This is a genomic window from Leclercia sp. S52 (assembly GCF_039727615.1).
GTDB classification, from domain to species: domain Bacteria; phylum Pseudomonadota; class Gammaproteobacteria; order Enterobacterales; family Enterobacteriaceae; genus Enterobacter; species Enterobacter adecarboxylatus_B.
Window position 1 is genome coordinate 4804288 of sequence record NZ_CP152474.1, and the last position, 16901, is coordinate 4821188.

A 16901-nucleotide genomic window follows, 5' to 3' on the forward strand; every position below is an offset into this window, starting at 1 on the left:
GGAATTAAACCTCTTCCATGCGTCCCAGCAGGGCATGCAGACGATCCTGCCAGCCGTTCTGCTGTTCGCGCAGATGGTGGTTTTCACGCTCCAGCTCTTCGCGACCGTGCTGGGCAGTCTGAATTTCCTGCGACAGCGCGTTGTTTTTTTCTTTCAGCTCTTCGATTTCCATCTGCAGCAGGGTGATGGTATCAATCGCCTGCTGTACTTTCGATTCCAGTTTCTCAAACACTTCTAACGACATAATGCTACCTCTCCTGAATTTGCAAGGCGACGCTTGACGTAAACGCGCACAACACCTGGTGTCGATTGTATGGAGCCCCGCCCTCCCTGTCCAGCGGCAGACCGCGCAGATTGCGGTTTGCAACACTTTTCAGTCTCCTCCTGGTGCGTTCGCATCATATACCCCTAAATTGTTAACACTTTAGTTAATGGAATGCTTCAGCCCACCCGGTCGTATAAACGCTAACGCACACTTCATGGCGCGTTATCGCTCATTTTGTTGACGCGGCACACACATTTTAATTTCGATATTTCTCGTTTTTGCTCGTTAACGATAAATTAACACTGTATCTACAGGACATCGTGACGAACGGCGCGATGACAATAACCATTAATTTTCTGTCAGGATCCGATTATGAGTGAAACATCAACCTTGAAAGGCCAATGCATTGCAGAGTTCCTGGGTACTGGGTTGTTGATTTTCTTTGGTGTAGGGTGCGTAGCGGCGCTGAAAGTCGCGGGTGCCAGCTTCGGTCAGTGGGAAATCAGCGTGATCTGGGGTCTGGGCGTGGCGATGGCCATCTACCTGACGGCGGGTGTTTCAGGTGCCCATCTTAACCCTGCGGTGACCATCGCGCTGTGGCTGTTTGCCTGCTTTGATAAACGCAAGGTTGTGCCCTTTATTGTGGCGCAGTTTGCCGGTGCCTTTTGCGCAGCAGCGTTAGTTTACGGGCTCTATTACAATTTGTTTATCGACTTTGAGCAGACGCATCACATGGTACGTGGCAGCACCGAGAGCCTTGAGCTGGCGGGTATCTTCTCCACCTATCCAAACCCGCACATTAACTTTGTGCAGGCCTTCGCAGTGGAGATGGTGATTACCGCCATCCTGATGGGTACTATCCTGGCGCTGACCGATGATGGTAACGGTATTCCACGCGGCCCGCTGGCGCCGCTGCTGATTGGCCTGCTGATTGCGGTGATCGGCGCTTCCATGGGACCGCTGACGGGCTTCGCCATGAACCCGGCGCGTGACATCGGACCGAAAGCCTTCGCCTTTATTGCTGGCTGGGGCGACGTTGCCTTCACCGGCGGCAAAGATATTCCTTACTTCCTGGTGCCGCTGTTCGGCCCCATTGTAGGTGCTGCGCTGGGTGCATTCGGCTATCGTAAGCTGATTGGCCGCCACCTGCCGTGCGACACCTGTGTCACAGAGGAGAAGGACGCCGCCTCTGCCACACAACAAAACGCTTCGCTGTAATCTGACTACGGGACCACAACTATGACCGACAAAAAATATATCGTTGCGCTCGACCAGGGCACGACCAGCTCCCGCGCTGTCGTTATGGATCATGACGCGAACATCGTCAGCGTGTCACAGCGCGAATTCGAGCAAATCTATCCTCGTCCAGGCTGGGTTGAACACGACCCGATGGAGATCTGGGCGTCGCAAAGCTCGACGCTGGTTGAAGTGCTGGCGAAAGCCGATATCAGTTCCGATGAGATTGCGGCGATTGGCATCACCAACCAGCGTGAAACGGCCATTGTCTGGGAACGCGAAACCGGTAAGCCTATCTACAACGCCATCGTCTGGCAGTGCCGCCGCACCGCGGATATCTGCGAGAAGCTCAAGCGCGACGGTATGGAAGAGTACGTGCGCAGCGCCACCGGCCTGGTGGTGGACCCGTACTTCTCCGGCACCAAGGTGAAGTGGATCCTCGATCACGTCGAAGGCTCCCGCGAGCGTGCTAAACGCGGCGAACTGCTGTTCGGCACCGTGGACACCTGGCTTATCTGGAAGATGACTCAGGGGCGCGTCCACGTGACCGATTACACCAACGCCTCGCGTACCATGCTGTTCAACATCCACGAACTGGACTGGGATGACAAAATGCTGGACGCGCTGGACATCCCGCGCGCCATGCTGCCGCAGGTGCGTAAATCGTCCGAAGTGTACGGCCAGACCAACATCGGCGGTAAAGGCGGCACCCGTATTCCGATCGCCGGGATCGCCGGTGACCAGCAGGCGGCGCTGTTTGGCCAGCTGTGCGTCAAAGAAGGGATGGCGAAAAACACCTACGGCACCGGCTGCTTCATGCTGATGAATACCGGCGAGAAGGCGGTGAAATCAGAGCATGGCCTGCTGACCACCATCGCCTGCGGCCCGCGCGGCGAGGTGAACTACGCTCTTGAAGGCGCGGTATTTATGGCCGGGGCCTCTATCCAGTGGCTGCGCGATGAGATGAAGCTTATCAGCGATGCCTTCGACTCAGAGTATTTCGCCACCAAGGTGAAAGATACCAACGGCGTGTACGTCGTACCGGCCTTTACCGGTCTGGGTGCGCCGTACTGGGACCCCTATGCTCGCGGGGCGATTTTCGGCCTGACGCGTGGGGTTAACTCTAACCACATCATCCGCGCCACGCTGGAGTCGATTGCCTATCAGACCCGCGACGTGCTGGAAGCGATGCAGGCCGACTCCGGCATTCGTCTCCACGCCCTGCGCGTGGACGGCGGCGCGGTGGCTAACAACTTCCTGATGCAGTTCCAGTCCGACATCCTGGGCACCCGCGTGGAGCGTCCGGAAGTGCGTGAAGTCACGGCGCTGGGGGCGGCTTACCTTGCCGGTCTGGCGGTTGGTTTCTGGCAGAACCTGGACGAGCTGCAGGAGAAAGCGGTCATCGAACGCGAATTCCGTCCGGGCATCGAAACCACCGAGCGCAACTACCGCTACAGCGGCTGGAAGAAAGCGGTGAAACGCGCTCTGGCGTGGGAAGAGCACGACGAGGCGTAATCCACTCCATATTCCCTCTCCCTGTGGGGAGAGGGTCTCCAGCCCGCACCCCACCCCACTCTGTGATAAACTTCGTGCAATTCCTTTTGACCGCACGAGTACCCAATGAAACGTGAACTTGCTATCGAATTTTCCCGCGTGACCGAAGCCGCCGCTCTGGCGGGCTACAAGTGGCTTGGCCGTGGCGACAAAAATATCGCTGACGGTGCAGCCGTCCATGCCATGCGCATTATGCTTAACCAGGTCAACATCGACGGCACCATCGTGATTGGCGAAGGCGAAATCGACGAAGCGCCGATGCTGTTTATCGGTGAGAAAGTCGGGACCGGCAATGGCGATGCGGTGGATATCGCCGTCGACCCGATTGAAGGCACCCGCATGACTGCAATGGGTCAGGCTAACGCCCTCGCCGTACTGGCCGTGGGCGACAAAGGTACTTTCCTCAACGCGCCTGATATGTATATGGAGAAGCTGATTGTCGGGCCGGGCGCCAAAGGGGTTATCGATCTCAACCTGCCGCTGGCGGACAACCTGCGCAACATCGCCGCCGCGCTCAATAAACCGCTGAGCGAACTGACGGTCACCATCCTGGCAAAACCGCGTCACGATACCACCATCGCCCATATGCAGCAGCTGGGCGTGCGCGTCTTTGCCATCCCCGATGGCGACGTGGCGGCCTCTATCCTCACCTGCATGCCGGACAGTGAAGTGGATGTGCTGTACGGCATCGGCGGTGCGCCGGAAGGGGTGGTTTCTGCCGCGGTGATCCGCGCTCTCGACGGCGACATGCAGGGTCGTCTGCTGGCCCGTCACGAAGTGAAAGGCGACAGCGAAGAGAACCGCCGTATCGGTGAGCAGGAGCTGGCCCGCTGCGCCGCGATGGGTATTGAGGCCAACACCGTGCTGCGTCTGGATGATATGGCGCGCAACGATAACGTCATCTTCTCTGCCACCGGCATCACCAAAGGCGATCTGCTGGACGGCATCACCCGCAAAGGCAATATGGCTACCACCGAAACGCTGCTGATCCGCGGTAAATCACGCACCATTCGCCGCATCCAGTCGATTCACTATCTCGACCGCAAAGATCCGGACGTGCAGACCCACATTCTGTAAAACCGTTTGATCAATTGAGCTTTCCGGCCCCCACGGGCTGGAAATCTCCCTCTCAGGTAAGGAAGATAGACCACGAGATCAGTACAGGAGAACATCATGGCAGACTGGGTAACAGGTAAAGTCAAAAAGGTAGAGTTCTGGACCGATGCGCTATTTAGTCTCACCGTCAATGCGCCCATCCATCCCTTCACGGCCGGGCAATTTGCCAAGCTGGGGCTGGAAATCGACGGTGAACGCGTGCAGCGCGCCTACTCCTATGTCAACGCGCCGGATAACCCGGATCTCGAGTTCTATCTCGTCACCGTTCCCGATGGCAAACTCAGCCCACGCCTGGCGGCCCTCAAGCCTGGCGATGAGATCCAGATTGTCAGCGAAGCCGCTGGCTTCTTCGTGCTTGAGGAAGTTCCGGACTGTGACACCCTGTGGATGCTGGCGACCGGTACCGCCATCGGACCGTACCTGTCGATTCTGGAGTACGGGAAAGACCTGGAACGTTTTAAAAATATCGTGCTGGTACATGCCGCGCGCTATGCCGCTGACCTGAGCTATCTGCCGCAGATGCTTGAACTGCAGAAACGCTACGAAGGGAAAGTGAAAGTTCAGACGGTAGTCAGTCGTGAAACGGTGGCGGGTTCACTGACCGGACGCGTGCCGGCCCTGATTGAAAGCGGTGAACTGGAAGCTGCCGTTGGCCTGCCGATGACGGCAGAGACCAGCCATGTGATGCTGTGCGGCAACCCGCAGATGGTGCGCGACACTCAACAGCTGCTGAAAGAGACCCGGCAGATGACCAAGCATTTACGCCGTCGTCCGGGCCATATGACCGCTGAACATTACTGGTAATTAGCGGTACTTTACGTCGATCGTATCTTTACCGTATTTATTCTCGCCCTGGGTGCCCACGAAGGCGCCCAGATCGACAATAATCATCACAAAAATAATGGTGGGGATCAGCCTGCCAACCGCCCACGGCAGCATGGAAGGCAGCATCGACCAGTTGCCTGCCAGCAGCATCCACGCCAGCACCACCAGCAGCGCCCACAGCCCCGAACGACCGCGATCGTGCAGACGTTTAACCAACACCGCCGCAGTCGGCCACAGCAGCGAAACCAGCGCGAATGCCGCCGTCTGGGTGCTTAGCCACGCGTTATTCGCAAAAATAAACAGACCCAGCATGGCGACAATCCATACGCCAATCCAGATCCAGAAATCACGGCGTCCAATACGCCCTTTGAATGAAAACAACCACTGCTGTATGGTCATGTCGGGTTCCTTAAAATCATTGCGGAGCGTAGTTTACCCTGGAGTCGCATCCTTTTGACAAGCCAGCCAGATATCGTTTTAATCGTGACAGTAACATTTAGAGACTTTATTGATGAAGATGTGGTTTCACCTTATTTGGCTGGGTTTAACACTGTCGTGCGCGAGCGTTTCTCTGCGCGCTGCCGAGACATCTGCACCGGCTACTGCACCCTACGTGATGCCGGGCGCGCCGACGTTTGATCAATCCATTAGCCTGTTCCGCGAAACCTTCAACAGCGCTAACCCTGGCCTGTCGCTGAATGAGTTTCGTGCCATTGATAGTGCCCGTGATACCCCCAACCTGACCCGTGCCGCCAGCAAGATTAATGAGAATCTGTACGCCTCAACGGCGCTGGAGCGCGGAACGCTCAAAATCAAGAGTATGCAGATCACCTGGCTCCCCATTCAGGGGCCGGAGCAAAAAGCCGCCAAAGCTAAAGCGCTGGAGTATATGAGTGCGATTTTACGGGCGTTCACCCCGGCGTTAACCAAATCGCAAAGCCAGCAGAAGCTGCAAAAACTGTTGGCTGCCGGTAAAAACAAACGGTACTACGCCGAAACGGAAGGCGCGGTTCGCTATGTGGTGGCAGATAACGGCGAAAAGGGGCTGACCTTCGCTGTTGAACCGATTAAGCTGGCGTTATCTGAGAGTCTCGGCGGGTCGAATTAATGACAAAAAGCAAAGCCTTTCGAGGGAAAATCTCTATACTGATTCACAGACCATGCTGCCCAGCCGGGTGGCCATATTCCTTAATTCGCTCTTGAGCGTGGAGAATTAAAATGCGACATCCTTTAGTGATGGGTAACTGGAAACTGAACGGCAGCCGCCACATGGTAAACGAGCTGGTAGCTAACCTGCGTAAAGAGCTGGCTGGCGTAACGGGCTGTGCTGTTGCGATCGCTCCGCCGGACATGTACCTGGATATGGCTAAACACGCCGCTGACGGCAGCCACATCGTTCTGGGTGCACAAAACGTTGACGTTAACCTGTCTGGCGCATTCACCGGCGAAACCTCCGCTGAAATGCTGAAAGATATCGGCGCGAAATACATCATCATCGGCCACTCTGAGCGTCGTACCTACCACAAAGAGTCCGACGAGTTCATCGCTAAGAAATTCGCGGTACTGAAAGAGCAGGGTCTGATCCCGGTTCTGTGCATCGGTGAAACTGAAGCCGAAAACGAAGCGGGCAAAACTGAAGAAGTGTGTGCACGTCAGATCGACGCAGTGCTGACCACTCAGGGCGCGAGCGCGTTCGAAGGCGCGGTCATTGCTTACGAGCCAGTATGGGCGATCGGTACCGGCAAATCTGCCACCCCAGCGCAGGCTCAGGCGGTTCACAAATTCATCCGTGACCACATTGCTAAAGCAGACGCGAAAGTCGCTGAGCAAGTGATCATCCAGTACGGCGGTTCCGTTAACGCAGCGAACGCCGCTGAGCTGTTCACCCAGCCAGACATCGACGGCGCGCTGGTTGGCGGCGCATCCCTGAAAGCAGACGCTTTCGCGGTGATCGTTAAAGCAGCAGAAGCAGCTAAACAGGCGTAATTGCCTTTGCGGCGGGTGGCGCTTCGCTAACCCGCCCTACGGTTCTCCAGGCCCGGTAAGCGCCAGCGCCACCGGGCTTTTTTTACAGCCGTCCCAGGATACTAAACCACAGATAATCCAGCGGCAGCAGCACCAGATACGTTACCACCGCCAGCGCAAGGCAGAGCAGCATCCCCGCCCGCGCAGGCACCCTCCCCAGCCCCATCGCCACCACAATCGGCGACGCCTGATACGGCAGCAGCGGCGTGGAGTATCCCAGCACCTGAATCATAATCACCGACAACAGCGGGAAACCGGTGGCATCCGAGAAGCTTTGCGCCAGAGTGGTATACAGCGCCGGAACACCGTTGGCGGTCATGATGAAATTCAGCGCGGTGGTGATGCCGGTCAACGCGAGGAAACTGGTGAAGGGCGCGTCGGCATCCAGCGGCATTACCTGCATCAGCGCCTCGCCCACGGCACTGCCGATCCCGGTCTGTGTTACGGTGATCGCCAGCCCGAGAATGCCCGCCACGTAAATACAGGTGCGCATGTTCACCCCGGCCGAGAACTCCTCCCCGGTGATAAAACCGATCCGCGGCAGCATCACCACAATCGATGCCGCAAGCCCGGTCCATGCAGGGCCAATACCGTGCCAGCTCTCCGTCACCCACATTACCAGCACTAGCGCCAGCAGCCAGGCGAGACGCTTTTCGTCGCGACCCATGGGCGCTGGCGGAGTCAGATCCCTCGCCGGTTTGGGCGCGCCGGGGAACAGCCAGCAGATCAGGCCGATCAGAATCAGGCCCTTGAGAATGCCCAGCACCGGGGTATGCAGCAGCAGGTACGGAACATAGTTGAGGTGAATACCGTACGACCCTTCCGCCGCCCCGCTCATCACCAGATTAGGTACGTTGGCCGGCAGGATGGTGGCCGACAGCTGGAAGGTGCCAAACCCCACCGCCAGCGCCAGGCCAAACCACGCCCGGGAGCCGTCGGCAATGCCTGCCCGCTTCGCCATCGCCGCCACAATCGGCATCAGCAGCGCGATGCGCCCCATATTGGAGGGCATCACAAACGCCAGCGCATAGGTGAGGAGCACGACGCTGGCCACCATCAGCGGCCAGGAGTCGGTCAGCCTGGACGACAGCGCCCGCGCCGCCCTGTCCGCCAGCCCGGTTTTGCGGATCGCCACCCCCAGCACAAATCCGCTGAACACCAGCCAGAATGCCGACGAGGCAAAGCCGCCGAAAATCACCTCAGGCGGCGCAATTTTGGCGATCATCGCCGCGGTAAAGAACAGCAGCGCGGTGAGGAATTCCGGCAGCAGCGAGGTCGCCCACAGGATAATGGTGACGACGATAATCAGCGAGGGCAGAAACAGCGGGTGAGTTAACCAGAGCGACATGCCTGTCTCCTGTAGAATTTTTCAGCAAGTCTACGGCGGCAGGCAGCGGGAGTAAACGTTCTTTATAGTAGGATCACTTCAGGATATCACATTGATGATCCTGCAATTCCTCAGCGGAGGCGAGATTAAACGTCAGCAGATTGCGTTCGGTCGCCAGCAGAACAAATGCGCCGTCCGCCTGCTGCACCATTGCCAGTGCAAAGCGTCCCATGTGGTCGCGGGCTTCCGGCAGCTCTTCTGCCAGCATCATAAACGGGCTGCGTTTCACCAGTTCGGCTTCTGTCACCCGACGCGCCAGATACTCATGCCCTTCCAGCCCACCAGGAAACGGCAGCCATTGAGTGCTTATCTGCCCCTGATGCGCATTGAGCTTCTCGCGCACGTCCGGGCGCAGGCAGGAGATATGAATATGAAAATGATTTTGCGTACGACCCGTTGGGGAGTTGATGGTCAGTGAAATTGCGCTGTCAGGTACTTTGGAACCCCGCTTCATGCTCATAAAGTTGCGTGACTGCCACGCCAGCCAGAAGAAGTTCGGCGTATAGGCCTCAGTCAGCAGCGGGCTTTCGGTGCCGTTGATGCGATACGTTGGCATCAGCAGATATTGCAGGGGGCCGTTGCGGTCTTTGAACACCACATAGCCCGCATCCGTCTTTACCTGTGCACAGGGCGCCGGGTTACGGTTTTGCAGCTGACCAGGCACGCACTGGTCGAGAACGATATGCCGCAATGCGTCCGGATTACCTGATTTCATCCAGAACCAGCCACCCGCAGCGAGCGCGATGACAATCAGTACCAGCACGATTATTTTTTTCACAACGCGTTCCCTGTATCCGCTTGAACTAAAAGAGTAACGCACTTTGATGACAAACAAAAAAGCCCGGCAGTATGATTCTGCCGGGCTTTTTTAAACGCTATGGGTGATTAACGTTTGTTGATCTGATCGAAGGTACCGCCGTTCGAGAAGTGATCTTTCTGCGCTTTGGTCCAGCCGCCGAACTCTTCATCGATAGTGAACAGCTTCAGTTTCGGGAATTCGTTCTCGTATTTCTTTGCCACCGCTTCATCACGTGGACGGTAGAAATTCTTCGCGGCGATCTCCTGGCCTTCCGGGGTGTAAAGGTACTTCAGGTAGGCTTCCGCTACGGCCTGGGTGCCTTTCTTCTCCGCCACTTTGTCGACCACAGAGACGGTTGGCTCAGCCAGAATCGATTCGCTTGGGGTCACGATTTCAAACTTGTCTTTGCCCAGCTCGTTGGTCGCCAGCAGCGCTTCGTTTTCCCACGCAATCAGCACATCGCCAATGCCGCGTTCAACGAAGGTATTGGTCGCGCCGCGCGCGCCGGAGTCCAGCACTTCAACGTTTTTAAACAGCGACTTCACGAATTCCTGGGCTTTGGCCTGGTCGCCATTGTTGTGGTGCAGGGCGTAGCCCCAGGCTGCCAGGTAGTTCCAGCGAGCGCCGCCAGAGCTTTTTGGGTTCGGGGTAATCACGGAAACGCCCGGCTTAATCAGGTCGTTCCAGTCGTGGATCTGTTTCGGGTTGCCTTTACGCACCAGGAAAACGATGGTGGAGGTGTATGGCGCAGAGTTGTCTGGCAGACGTTTGATCCAGTTTTTATCGATACGACCACGTTCCGCGATAGCATCCACGTCGTACGCCAGCGCCAGGGTCACGACATCGGCTTCGATACCGTTGATGACCGACGTGGCCTGCTTACCGGAGCCGCCGTGCGACTGACGGACCACCACGTTATCGCCGGTCTCCTGTTTCCAGTGTGCGGCGAACGCTTTGTTGTACTGCTCGTACAGCTCACGTGTCGGATCGTAAGACACGTTCAGTAACTGGATGTCCTTTGCCAGAACGCTGGTCGATGCCAGCAATAAAGTTAACCCCACGCCCCACTTGTTCATCGTCCCACTCTCTTAATGTTGTGTTTGATGATTGCAGCGTGCCAGAAAGCGAACCAATGATTAAAGAATAAAAAAAGATTGGCTATAACTTCAGGGAATAAAAAGCGGTATTGTGCGCACAAAAAAAGCCCGGTGGCGGCTTCAAGGTAAAAGCAAAACGGAAACCCAAGGGTTTCCGTTTTTAATATGTTCTCCCTCTCCCGTGGGAGAGGGCCGGGGTGAGGGCATCAGCCCGCACACACCTTGGAGGCCGGGTAAGCGAAGCGCCACCCGGCAACATACAGCTGATTAGTAAAGTTTTTTCGCGCAGTCCAGCCAGTCACCTTTGAACGGACGCTTCATGTTTTCGATGGCGTCGATGATGTCATGGTGAACCAGTTTCTCGTTCTGAATGCCGACGCAACGGCCGCCGAAGCCCTGCTGCAGCAGTTCAATTGCGTACGCACCCATGCGGGAGGCCAGGATACGGTCGTAAGGACCCGGGGAACCGCCGCGCTGGATGTGGCCGAGAACGGTGGCGCGGGTTTCGCGTTTGGTTTCGGTTTCGATGTACTTCGCCAGCTCGTCAACGTCACAGATGTGCTCGGTAATGGCCACGATGGCGTGTTTCTTACCTTTCGCGATACCCGCTTTGATCTCGTTAACCAGGTCTTCACGGCTGAATTCCACTTCCGGAACCACCACGAACTCACAGCCACCGGCAATCGCCGCGGCCAGGGTCAGGTCGCCACAGTAGCGGCCCATCACTTCAACGATGGAGATACGCTGGTGAGAAGAAGAGGTGTCGCGCAGGCGGTCAATCGCTTCAACCACGGTGCCCAGAGCAGTAAAGTAACCGATGGTGTAGTCGGTGCCTTTGATGTCGTTGTCGATAGTACCTGGCAGACCGATGCACGGGAAGCCCATTTCGGTCAGACGTTTTGCACCCATATAGGAGCCGTCACCACCGATAACGACCAGCGCGTCGAGGCCGCGTTTCTTCATGTTCTCGATAGCCACTTCACGGATGCGATCGTCGCGGAATTCCGGGAAACGTGCGGAACCCAGGAAGGTACCGCCGCGGTTAATCATGTCGGACACACTGTAGCGGTCGAGCTGCACCATGCGATCTTCATACAGGCCCAGATAACCGTCATAGATACCAAAAACTTCCAGACCTTCCGTCAACGCAGCACGAACTACACCACGAATTGCCGCGTTCATGCCGGGCGCATCACCGCCGCTTGTCAACACACCGATTTTCTTAATCATGACTACCTCTGAACTTAGGAATGCAAAAATGAAATCTGTTGCCGGAAGACTTCTGACGACCAACGAATACTGCAAATAGTATATCAATCACTTCCAGCTGAATTGATTCAGGTCAGGCCATATGGCGGTTATTTTTCCACAAAATGCTGGCCCGGTTCACTTTTTTTACAACGAATTACGAAAGCTCAAAATGTCCATTGCCTGGCTTAGGTACGACTGAGCAGGGATCCTGGTGAATAATGACGTCTGACCCCGGGAAACGCTGCAAAATCGCCTGCTCAACCTGCTCAGCCACCAGATGTGCCTGAACCAGCGGCAGGTTATCTTCCATTTCTAAATGAATCTGAATAAAGCGGGTCGGCCCTGACTGCCGCGTGCGAAGATCGTGAGCACCGCTGACGCCTGGCCAGGAGGTCACAATTTCGAAGATTTCATGCCGTTCTGCGTCTGGCAAGGCGCGATCGAGAAGCGATTGCACCGCATCGTACCCCATGCGCAACGCACTGTATAAAATATAAAAGCCAATCCCTAACGCAAATAGCGCATCGGCCCGGTGCCAGCCATACCAGGCCAGACCGAGCGCAATCAGGATCGCGCCGTTCATCATAACATCAGACTGATAATGAAGCATATCGGCCCGTACCGCCTGACTTTGCGTTTTACGCACAACCCAGCGCTGGAACGTTACCAGAACCAATGTGCTAATAAGTGCAATAACCGTGACGACGACGCCCACGCCGGGATCTTTCATCGGCGTCGGGGTATACAGGTGTTGAATGCCGGTTAAAAAGAGGAACAGCGCCGAACCGGAAATAAACATACTTTGTGCCAGCGCCGCCAGCGATTCGGCTTTGCCGTGACCAAAGGTATGCTCTTCATCTGCTGGTTGTAGCGAATAACGCACTACCCACAGGTTAGTGAGCGAGGCGGCAATATCCACCAACGAATCGACCAACGCTGCCAGAATACTGACTGAACCGGTATACCACCACGCGAAAATTTTAATCACTAACAGACACGACGCCATGATCGTCGCAGCCAATGCGGCCCGGCTTACCAGTCGCCCATAGGATTGATTCATAAACACTCCTGTCATGCTATGCCGCTAGTATAACGGATGCAGAGGAGGCAATAAGATGAATAAACGATTACGACGTTTGAATGACGGGCAAAAAAAACCCCCACATCATGTGGGGGAAGACAGGGATGGTGTCTATGGCAAGGAAAACAGGGTCTACTGGTTACTACGGGTATTGCTACTAAAAAGCGTCGATTCAGCGTTCTTCTGCATCCGTGCAACCTCACGCAACTGATCCATACGTTGCTGGTGTTTCTGGTTCAAAACCGCTTGCTGCTCAGGCGTTAGCAGGTGGAACATCTGGTTGCGGACCTTGGCCATTTCGACCTGTCGGGCAACCTGCTCCTGCGCCATTTTATCTGCCTGAGCGCGTACAGCGTTTTCGTCAAAATTTTCTGCGGTGACAAGGCGGTGCATTGTCTCCATTTCGCTAACATTAACAGGGGGCTGGTCATGACGAGCCCGCTGCATCAGATCTCGCATCTGTTGACGCTGATGTTCGGTTAAACTTATGCCGTCGAACATATGGCCCTGGCCGCTGTGCTGCGCTATGCCCTCCACTGAGGAGCGGTTATCGCCGGTGATAGCTCCAGCAGCCTGGCTAAATGCACTAAACGCCAGCGTTGAGGCCATGACGGCAGCGGTAACTTTGCGCATCACTTACTCCCAAAATCTTTCGTGTCGCGATTCAACGAGAGACAGTCTACGATTCAGGCTGCAAACATGCGTCAGGGGGTGTAAAACAACGTAAAGTCATGGATTAGATAGCCTTGATGACGTAATTTCTGCCTCGGAGGTATTTAAACAATGAATAAAATCCTGTTAGTTGATGATGACCGAGAGCTGACATCCCTTTTAAAGGAGTTGCTCGACATGGAAGGCTTTGACGTGTCGGTGGCCCACGACGGGGAGCAGGCGCTGAGCCAACTCGACGATAGCATCGACTTGCTTTTGCTCGACGTTATGATGCCGAAGAAGAACGGTATCGACACCCTTAAAGAGCTGCGCCAGACGCACCAGACCCCAGTAATTATGCTGACCGCGCGCGGTAGCGAACTCGATCGCGTACTCGGCCTTGAGCTGGGTGCCGATGATTATCTGCCTAAACCCTTTAACGACCGTGAGCTGGTAGCACGTATTCGGGCGATCCTGCGCCGTTCCCACTGGAGCGAGCAGCAGCAAAACACCGACAACGGTTCGCCAACCCTTGAAGTGGACTCCCTGAGCCTCAATCCGGGCCGCCAGGAAGCCAGCTTTGACGGCCAGGCGCTGGAGCTGACCGGCACTGAATTCACCCTGCTTTATCTGCTGGCGCAGCATCTGGGCCAGGTGGTATCGCGTGAACATCTGAGCCAGGAAGTGCTGGGTAAACGCCTGACCCCGTTCGACCGTGCGATTGATATGCACATCTCCAACCTGCGCCGCAAATTACCGGAGCGCAAGGATGGCCACCCGTGGTTTAAAACCCTGCGTGGACGCGGCTATCTGATGGTGTCCGCTTCATGATAGGCAGCTTAACCGCCCGCATCTTTGCCATCTTCTGGCTGACGCTGGCACTGGTTTTAATGCTGGTTTTGATGTTACCCAAACTCGACTCACGCCAGATGACGGAGCTCCTTGATAGCGAGCAACGTCAGGGTGTGATGATCGAGCAGCACGTGGAAGCAGAGCTGGCCATCGATCCGCCCAATGATTTGATGTGGTGGCGCAGGCTGTTTCGCGCTATCGAAAAATGGGCACCACCGGGGCAACGCCTGCTGCTGGTCACCAGCGAAGGTCGTGTAATCGGTGCCGATCGCAATGAAATGCAGATCATCCGCAACTTCATTGGCCAGGCGGATAACGCCGATCATCCGCAAAAGAAAAAATATGGTCGGGTAGAGATGGTGGGGCCTTTTTCCGTCAATGACGGGGAAGATAATTACCAGCTCTATCTGATTCGTCCGGCGAGCAACTCCCAGTCCGACTTTATCAACCTGCTGTTTGACCGCCCGCTGCTGCTGCTGATTGTCACCATGCTGGTGAGTTCACCGCTGCTGCTGTGGCTGGCGTGGAGCCTGGCGAAACCGGCGCGTAAGTTGAAAAACGCCGCGGATGAAGTGGCGCAAGGCAACCTGCGGCAGCATCCGGAACTGGAAGCCGGGCCGCAGGAGTTCCTGGCGGCGGGTGCCAGCTTTAACCAGATGGTGACCGCGCTGGAGCGGATGATGACCACCCAGCAGCGTCTGCTCTCTGATATCTCCCATGAACTGCGCACCCCGCTGACGCGGCTGCAACTGGGCACCGCCCTGCTGCGCCGCCGTAGCGGTGAAAGCAAAGAGCTGGAGCGTATCGAAACGGAAGCGCACCGTCTGGACAGCATGATCAACGACCTGCTGGTGATGTCCCGCAATCAGCAGAAAAACGCGCTGGTCAGCGAAACGGTGAAAGCCAACCACCTGTGGCATGAGGTGCTGGATAACGCGGCCTTCGAAGCGGAGCAGATGGGGAAATCCTTCACCGTCAACTTCCCGCCGGGACCGTGGCCGCTATACGGTAACCCCAACACGCTGGAGAGCGCGCTGGAGAATATCGTGCGTAACGCCCTGCGCTACTCGCATACCAAAATCGAAGTGGCGTTCTCGGTGGACAAAGACGGCATCACCATTAACGTCGATGACGATGGCCCTGGCGTCAGCCCGGAAGATCGCGAGCAGATTTTCCGTCCGTTCTACCGCACCGACGAGGCGCGAGATCGCGAATCCGGCGGCACCGGGCTGGGTCTGGCGATTGTCGAGACCGCCATTCAGCAGCACCGCGGCTGGGTGAAAGCGGACGACAGCCCGCTGGGCGGATTGCGGTTAACCCTGTGGCTGCCGTTGTACAAACGATCGTAGCTATTGTGCCGGGTGGCGGCTTCGCCTTACCCGGCCTGGTTTCCCCATAATCTCCGCGAATTATCTTCGATCTTGTTGCTAATTCGCCGCTTCTGCATGGTTCGGGTCCAGCTGGTGGATAACCCCGCCGCCGACAGCAACCGGTGATACTGGTCGTCATCAAAGGGCATATGCCAGGCGATGGCGCAGGCATCATGCACCGAGACATCGCTCAGGCGGGAGACCAGCGTCAGCGGCGCATCCGCCGAAACCTGCCCGGCCAGCACCACGCGATAGAGCCAGCCGGTTTTCGCGGCATTCTGCATCTGCGTGGCCATGTCATTAATGCCGAAGTGGAAGTTGAGCTTGAAGCACGGCGAACGCGGCTGGGTCACCTGGATCAGGGCCTCGCCCCAGCGAAAGATATCCCCGATAAAGACGTTCTTCTCCGTCAGCCCCTCGGTTGAGAGGTTTTCGCCGAACGCCGGCGCGACAAAAAGCCCGGCCTGGGCGGGATATTCGCTCGCCCAGTGCTGATAATGCTCGCGCGGATAGTGGCACAGCGCGCGTTCCGGCCCGCCGTGGATCTTCTTCTCCGCCTGCTCATCGCCCGCCAGCCCCTTTTCGGTGAGGGTGAGTTCGCCGTCAACCTGCAGTTTGGCAATCGCGCTCGGGCGACTGCCGTCGTAATCCCTTATTTTTCCGGTAAATACGTTAACGGGGTAGTTCATCGCGACTCCTTACGCAGATTGTGGGTATAAAAAAAGCGAGTCATCAGACTCGCTTCTCACAGGCGGCTTTGCAACCTTATTTTTTAGCGGCGAAACGTGCTGCTGCTTCGTCCCAGTTCACCACGTCCCAGAAGGCTTTGATGTAGTCCGGGCGACGGTTCTGGAATTTCAGGTAGTAAGCGTGTTCCCACACGTCCAGGCCCACGATTGGGAAACCGGATGCGCCAGAGATTGCTTCACCCATCAGCGGGGAGTCCTGGTTCGCGGTAGAAACCACAGCCAGTTTGTCGCCTTTCAGTACCAGCCACGCCCAGCCAGAGCCGAAACGGGTAGCAGCGGCTTTTTCAAACTCAGCTTTGAAGTTATCAACGGAGCCGAAGTCGCGCTCGATAGCGGATTTCAGGTCGCCCTGCAGGGTGGTGCCAGTTTTCAGGCCTTTCCAGAAGAAGCTGTGGTTAGCGTGGCCGCCCGCGTTGTTACGCAGAACGGTTTTCTTGTCAGCTGGCAGTTGATCCAGTTTGGTGATCAGCTCTTCAGCAGGCAGGCTGGCGAACTCTGGCAGGCTTTCCAGCGCCGCGTTGGCGTTGTTAACGTAAGTCTGGTGGTGTTTAGTGTGATGGATTTCCATCGTCTGCTTGTCGAAATGCGGCTCAAGGGCGTCGTAAGCGTACGGCAGGGATGGCAGGGTATAGCTCATAATCAT

18 protein-coding genes are annotated in these 16901 nt (G+C 56.4%); 8 read left to right on the top strand and 10 right to left on the bottom strand.

Annotation, left to right across the window (positions count from 1 at the left end):
- Positions 1–4: 4 nt before the first annotated feature.
- Positions 5–244 carry a septal ring assembly protein ZapB gene (gene zapB, locus AAHB66_RS23080; protein ID WP_039032130.1) on the bottom strand — a complete coding sequence of 80 codons (240 nt, stop codon included), beginning with the start codon at positions 242–244 and terminating at the stop codon, positions 5–7.
- Positions 245–637: 393 nt separating this feature from the next.
- Here zapB and AAHB66_RS23085 point away from each other — a divergent pair, with 393 nt between their 5' ends.
- From AAHB66_RS23085 to fpr, 4 genes are all read left to right on the top strand, one after another.
- Positions 638–1483, top strand: coding sequence for an MIP/aquaporin family protein (locus AAHB66_RS23085; RefSeq protein ID WP_347114707.1), 846 nt, complete (start codon positions 638–640; stop codon positions 1481–1483).
- Positions 1484–1504: 21 nt separating this feature from the next.
- The gene (glpK, locus tag AAHB66_RS23090; RefSeq protein WP_347114708.1) at positions 1505–3016 is read left to right on the top strand and encodes a glycerol kinase GlpK; all 1512 of its coding nucleotides are present in this window, start codon (positions 1505–1507) and stop codon (positions 3014–3016) included.
- A 105-nt stretch (positions 3017–3121) separates the two neighbouring features.
- On the top strand, positions 3122–4132 hold the full coding sequence (gene glpX / locus AAHB66_RS23095) for a class II fructose-bisphosphatase (protein WP_347114709.1): 1011 nt from the start codon (positions 3122–3124) through the stop codon (positions 4130–4132).
- A 96-nt stretch (positions 4133–4228) separates the two neighbouring features.
- Positions 4229–4975 (top strand): ferredoxin--NADP(+) reductase, encoded by a 747-nt coding sequence (fpr, locus tag AAHB66_RS23100; protein ID WP_347114710.1) that lies wholly within the window; start codon positions 4229–4231, stop codon positions 4973–4975.
- On the opposite strand, the gene AAHB66_RS23105 is transcribed toward fpr, so the two are convergent.
- A complete protein-coding gene (locus tag AAHB66_RS23105) occupies positions 4976–5395 on the bottom strand; it encodes a DUF805 domain-containing protein (protein WP_347114711.1) in 420 nt (139 codons plus the stop codon). It abuts the gene before it with no gap.
- Between the two features lie 112 nt (positions 5396–5507).
- Between AAHB66_RS23105 and AAHB66_RS23110 the strand changes: the two genes are divergently transcribed.
- Complete coding sequence (locus AAHB66_RS23110) at positions 5508–6104, top strand: DUF1454 family protein (protein ID WP_347114712.1); 597 nt, start codon at positions 5508–5510, stop codon at positions 6102–6104.
- Positions 6105–6214: 110 nt separating this feature from the next.
- Entirely contained in the window at positions 6215–6982 is a 768-nt protein-coding gene (gene tpiA / locus AAHB66_RS23115; protein ID WP_106995778.1) for a triose-phosphate isomerase, read from the top strand.
- 82 nt (positions 6983–7064) lie between these two features.
- Here the strand turns inward: tpiA and AAHB66_RS23120 are convergent, their stop codons facing one another.
- The 6 genes from AAHB66_RS23120 to cpxP form a co-directional block, all read right to left on the bottom strand.
- Positions 7065–8369: an SLC13 family permease gene (locus AAHB66_RS23120; RefSeq protein WP_347114713.1), complete on the bottom strand. Its 1305-nt coding sequence runs from the start codon at positions 8367–8369 to the stop codon at positions 7065–7067.
- Positions 8370–8442: 73 nt separating this feature from the next.
- Positions 8443–9186 carry a CDP-diacylglycerol diphosphatase gene (locus AAHB66_RS23125; RefSeq protein ID WP_347114714.1) on the bottom strand — a complete coding sequence of 248 codons (744 nt, stop codon included), beginning with the start codon at positions 9184–9186 and terminating at the stop codon, positions 8443–8445.
- Positions 9187–9293: 107 nt separating this feature from the next.
- Complete coding sequence (locus tag AAHB66_RS23130; protein WP_347114715.1) at positions 9294–10283, bottom strand: sulfate ABC transporter substrate-binding protein; 990 nt, start codon at positions 10281–10283, stop codon at positions 9294–9296.
- Positions 10284–10571: 288 nt separating this feature from the next.
- Positions 10572–11534, bottom strand: a complete 963-nt coding sequence (gene pfkA / locus AAHB66_RS23135) for a 6-phosphofructokinase (protein WP_347114716.1) — start codon at positions 11532–11534, stop codon at positions 10572–10574.
- A gap of 175 nt (positions 11535–11709) precedes the next feature.
- Complete coding sequence (fieF, locus tag AAHB66_RS23140) at positions 11710–12615, bottom strand: CDF family cation-efflux transporter FieF (RefSeq protein WP_347114717.1); 906 nt, start codon at positions 12613–12615, stop codon at positions 11710–11712.
- A gap of 153 nt (positions 12616–12768) precedes the next feature.
- Positions 12769–13269, bottom strand: a complete 501-nt coding sequence (cpxP, locus tag AAHB66_RS23145; RefSeq protein WP_347114718.1) for a cell-envelope stress modulator CpxP — start codon at positions 13267–13269, stop codon at positions 12769–12771.
- Between the two features lie 150 nt (positions 13270–13419).
- Between cpxP and cpxR the strand changes: the two genes are divergently transcribed.
- Entirely contained in the window at positions 13420–14118 is a 699-nt protein-coding gene (gene cpxR, locus AAHB66_RS23150) for an envelope stress response regulator transcription factor CpxR (protein WP_106995771.1), read from the top strand.
- Positions 14115–15488 carry an envelope stress sensor histidine kinase CpxA gene (gene cpxA / locus AAHB66_RS23155; protein WP_106995770.1) on the top strand — a complete coding sequence of 458 codons (1374 nt, stop codon included), beginning with the start codon at positions 14115–14117 and terminating at the stop codon, positions 15486–15488. The genes cpxR and cpxA overlap by 4 nt, the downstream gene beginning before the upstream one ends.
- A 26-nt stretch (positions 15489–15514) precedes the next feature.
- On the opposite strand, the gene yiiM is transcribed toward cpxA, so the two are convergent.
- Positions 15515–16198, bottom strand: a complete 684-nt coding sequence (yiiM, locus tag AAHB66_RS23160) for a 6-hydroxyaminopurine reductase (RefSeq protein WP_347114719.1) — start codon at positions 16196–16198, stop codon at positions 15515–15517.
- 76 nt (positions 16199–16274) lie between these two features.
- Positions 16275–16895, bottom strand: coding sequence for a superoxide dismutase [Mn] (sodA, locus tag AAHB66_RS23165; protein ID WP_106995768.1), 621 nt, complete (start codon positions 16893–16895; stop codon positions 16275–16277).
- Between the last annotated feature and the right edge of the window lie 6 nt (positions 16896–16901).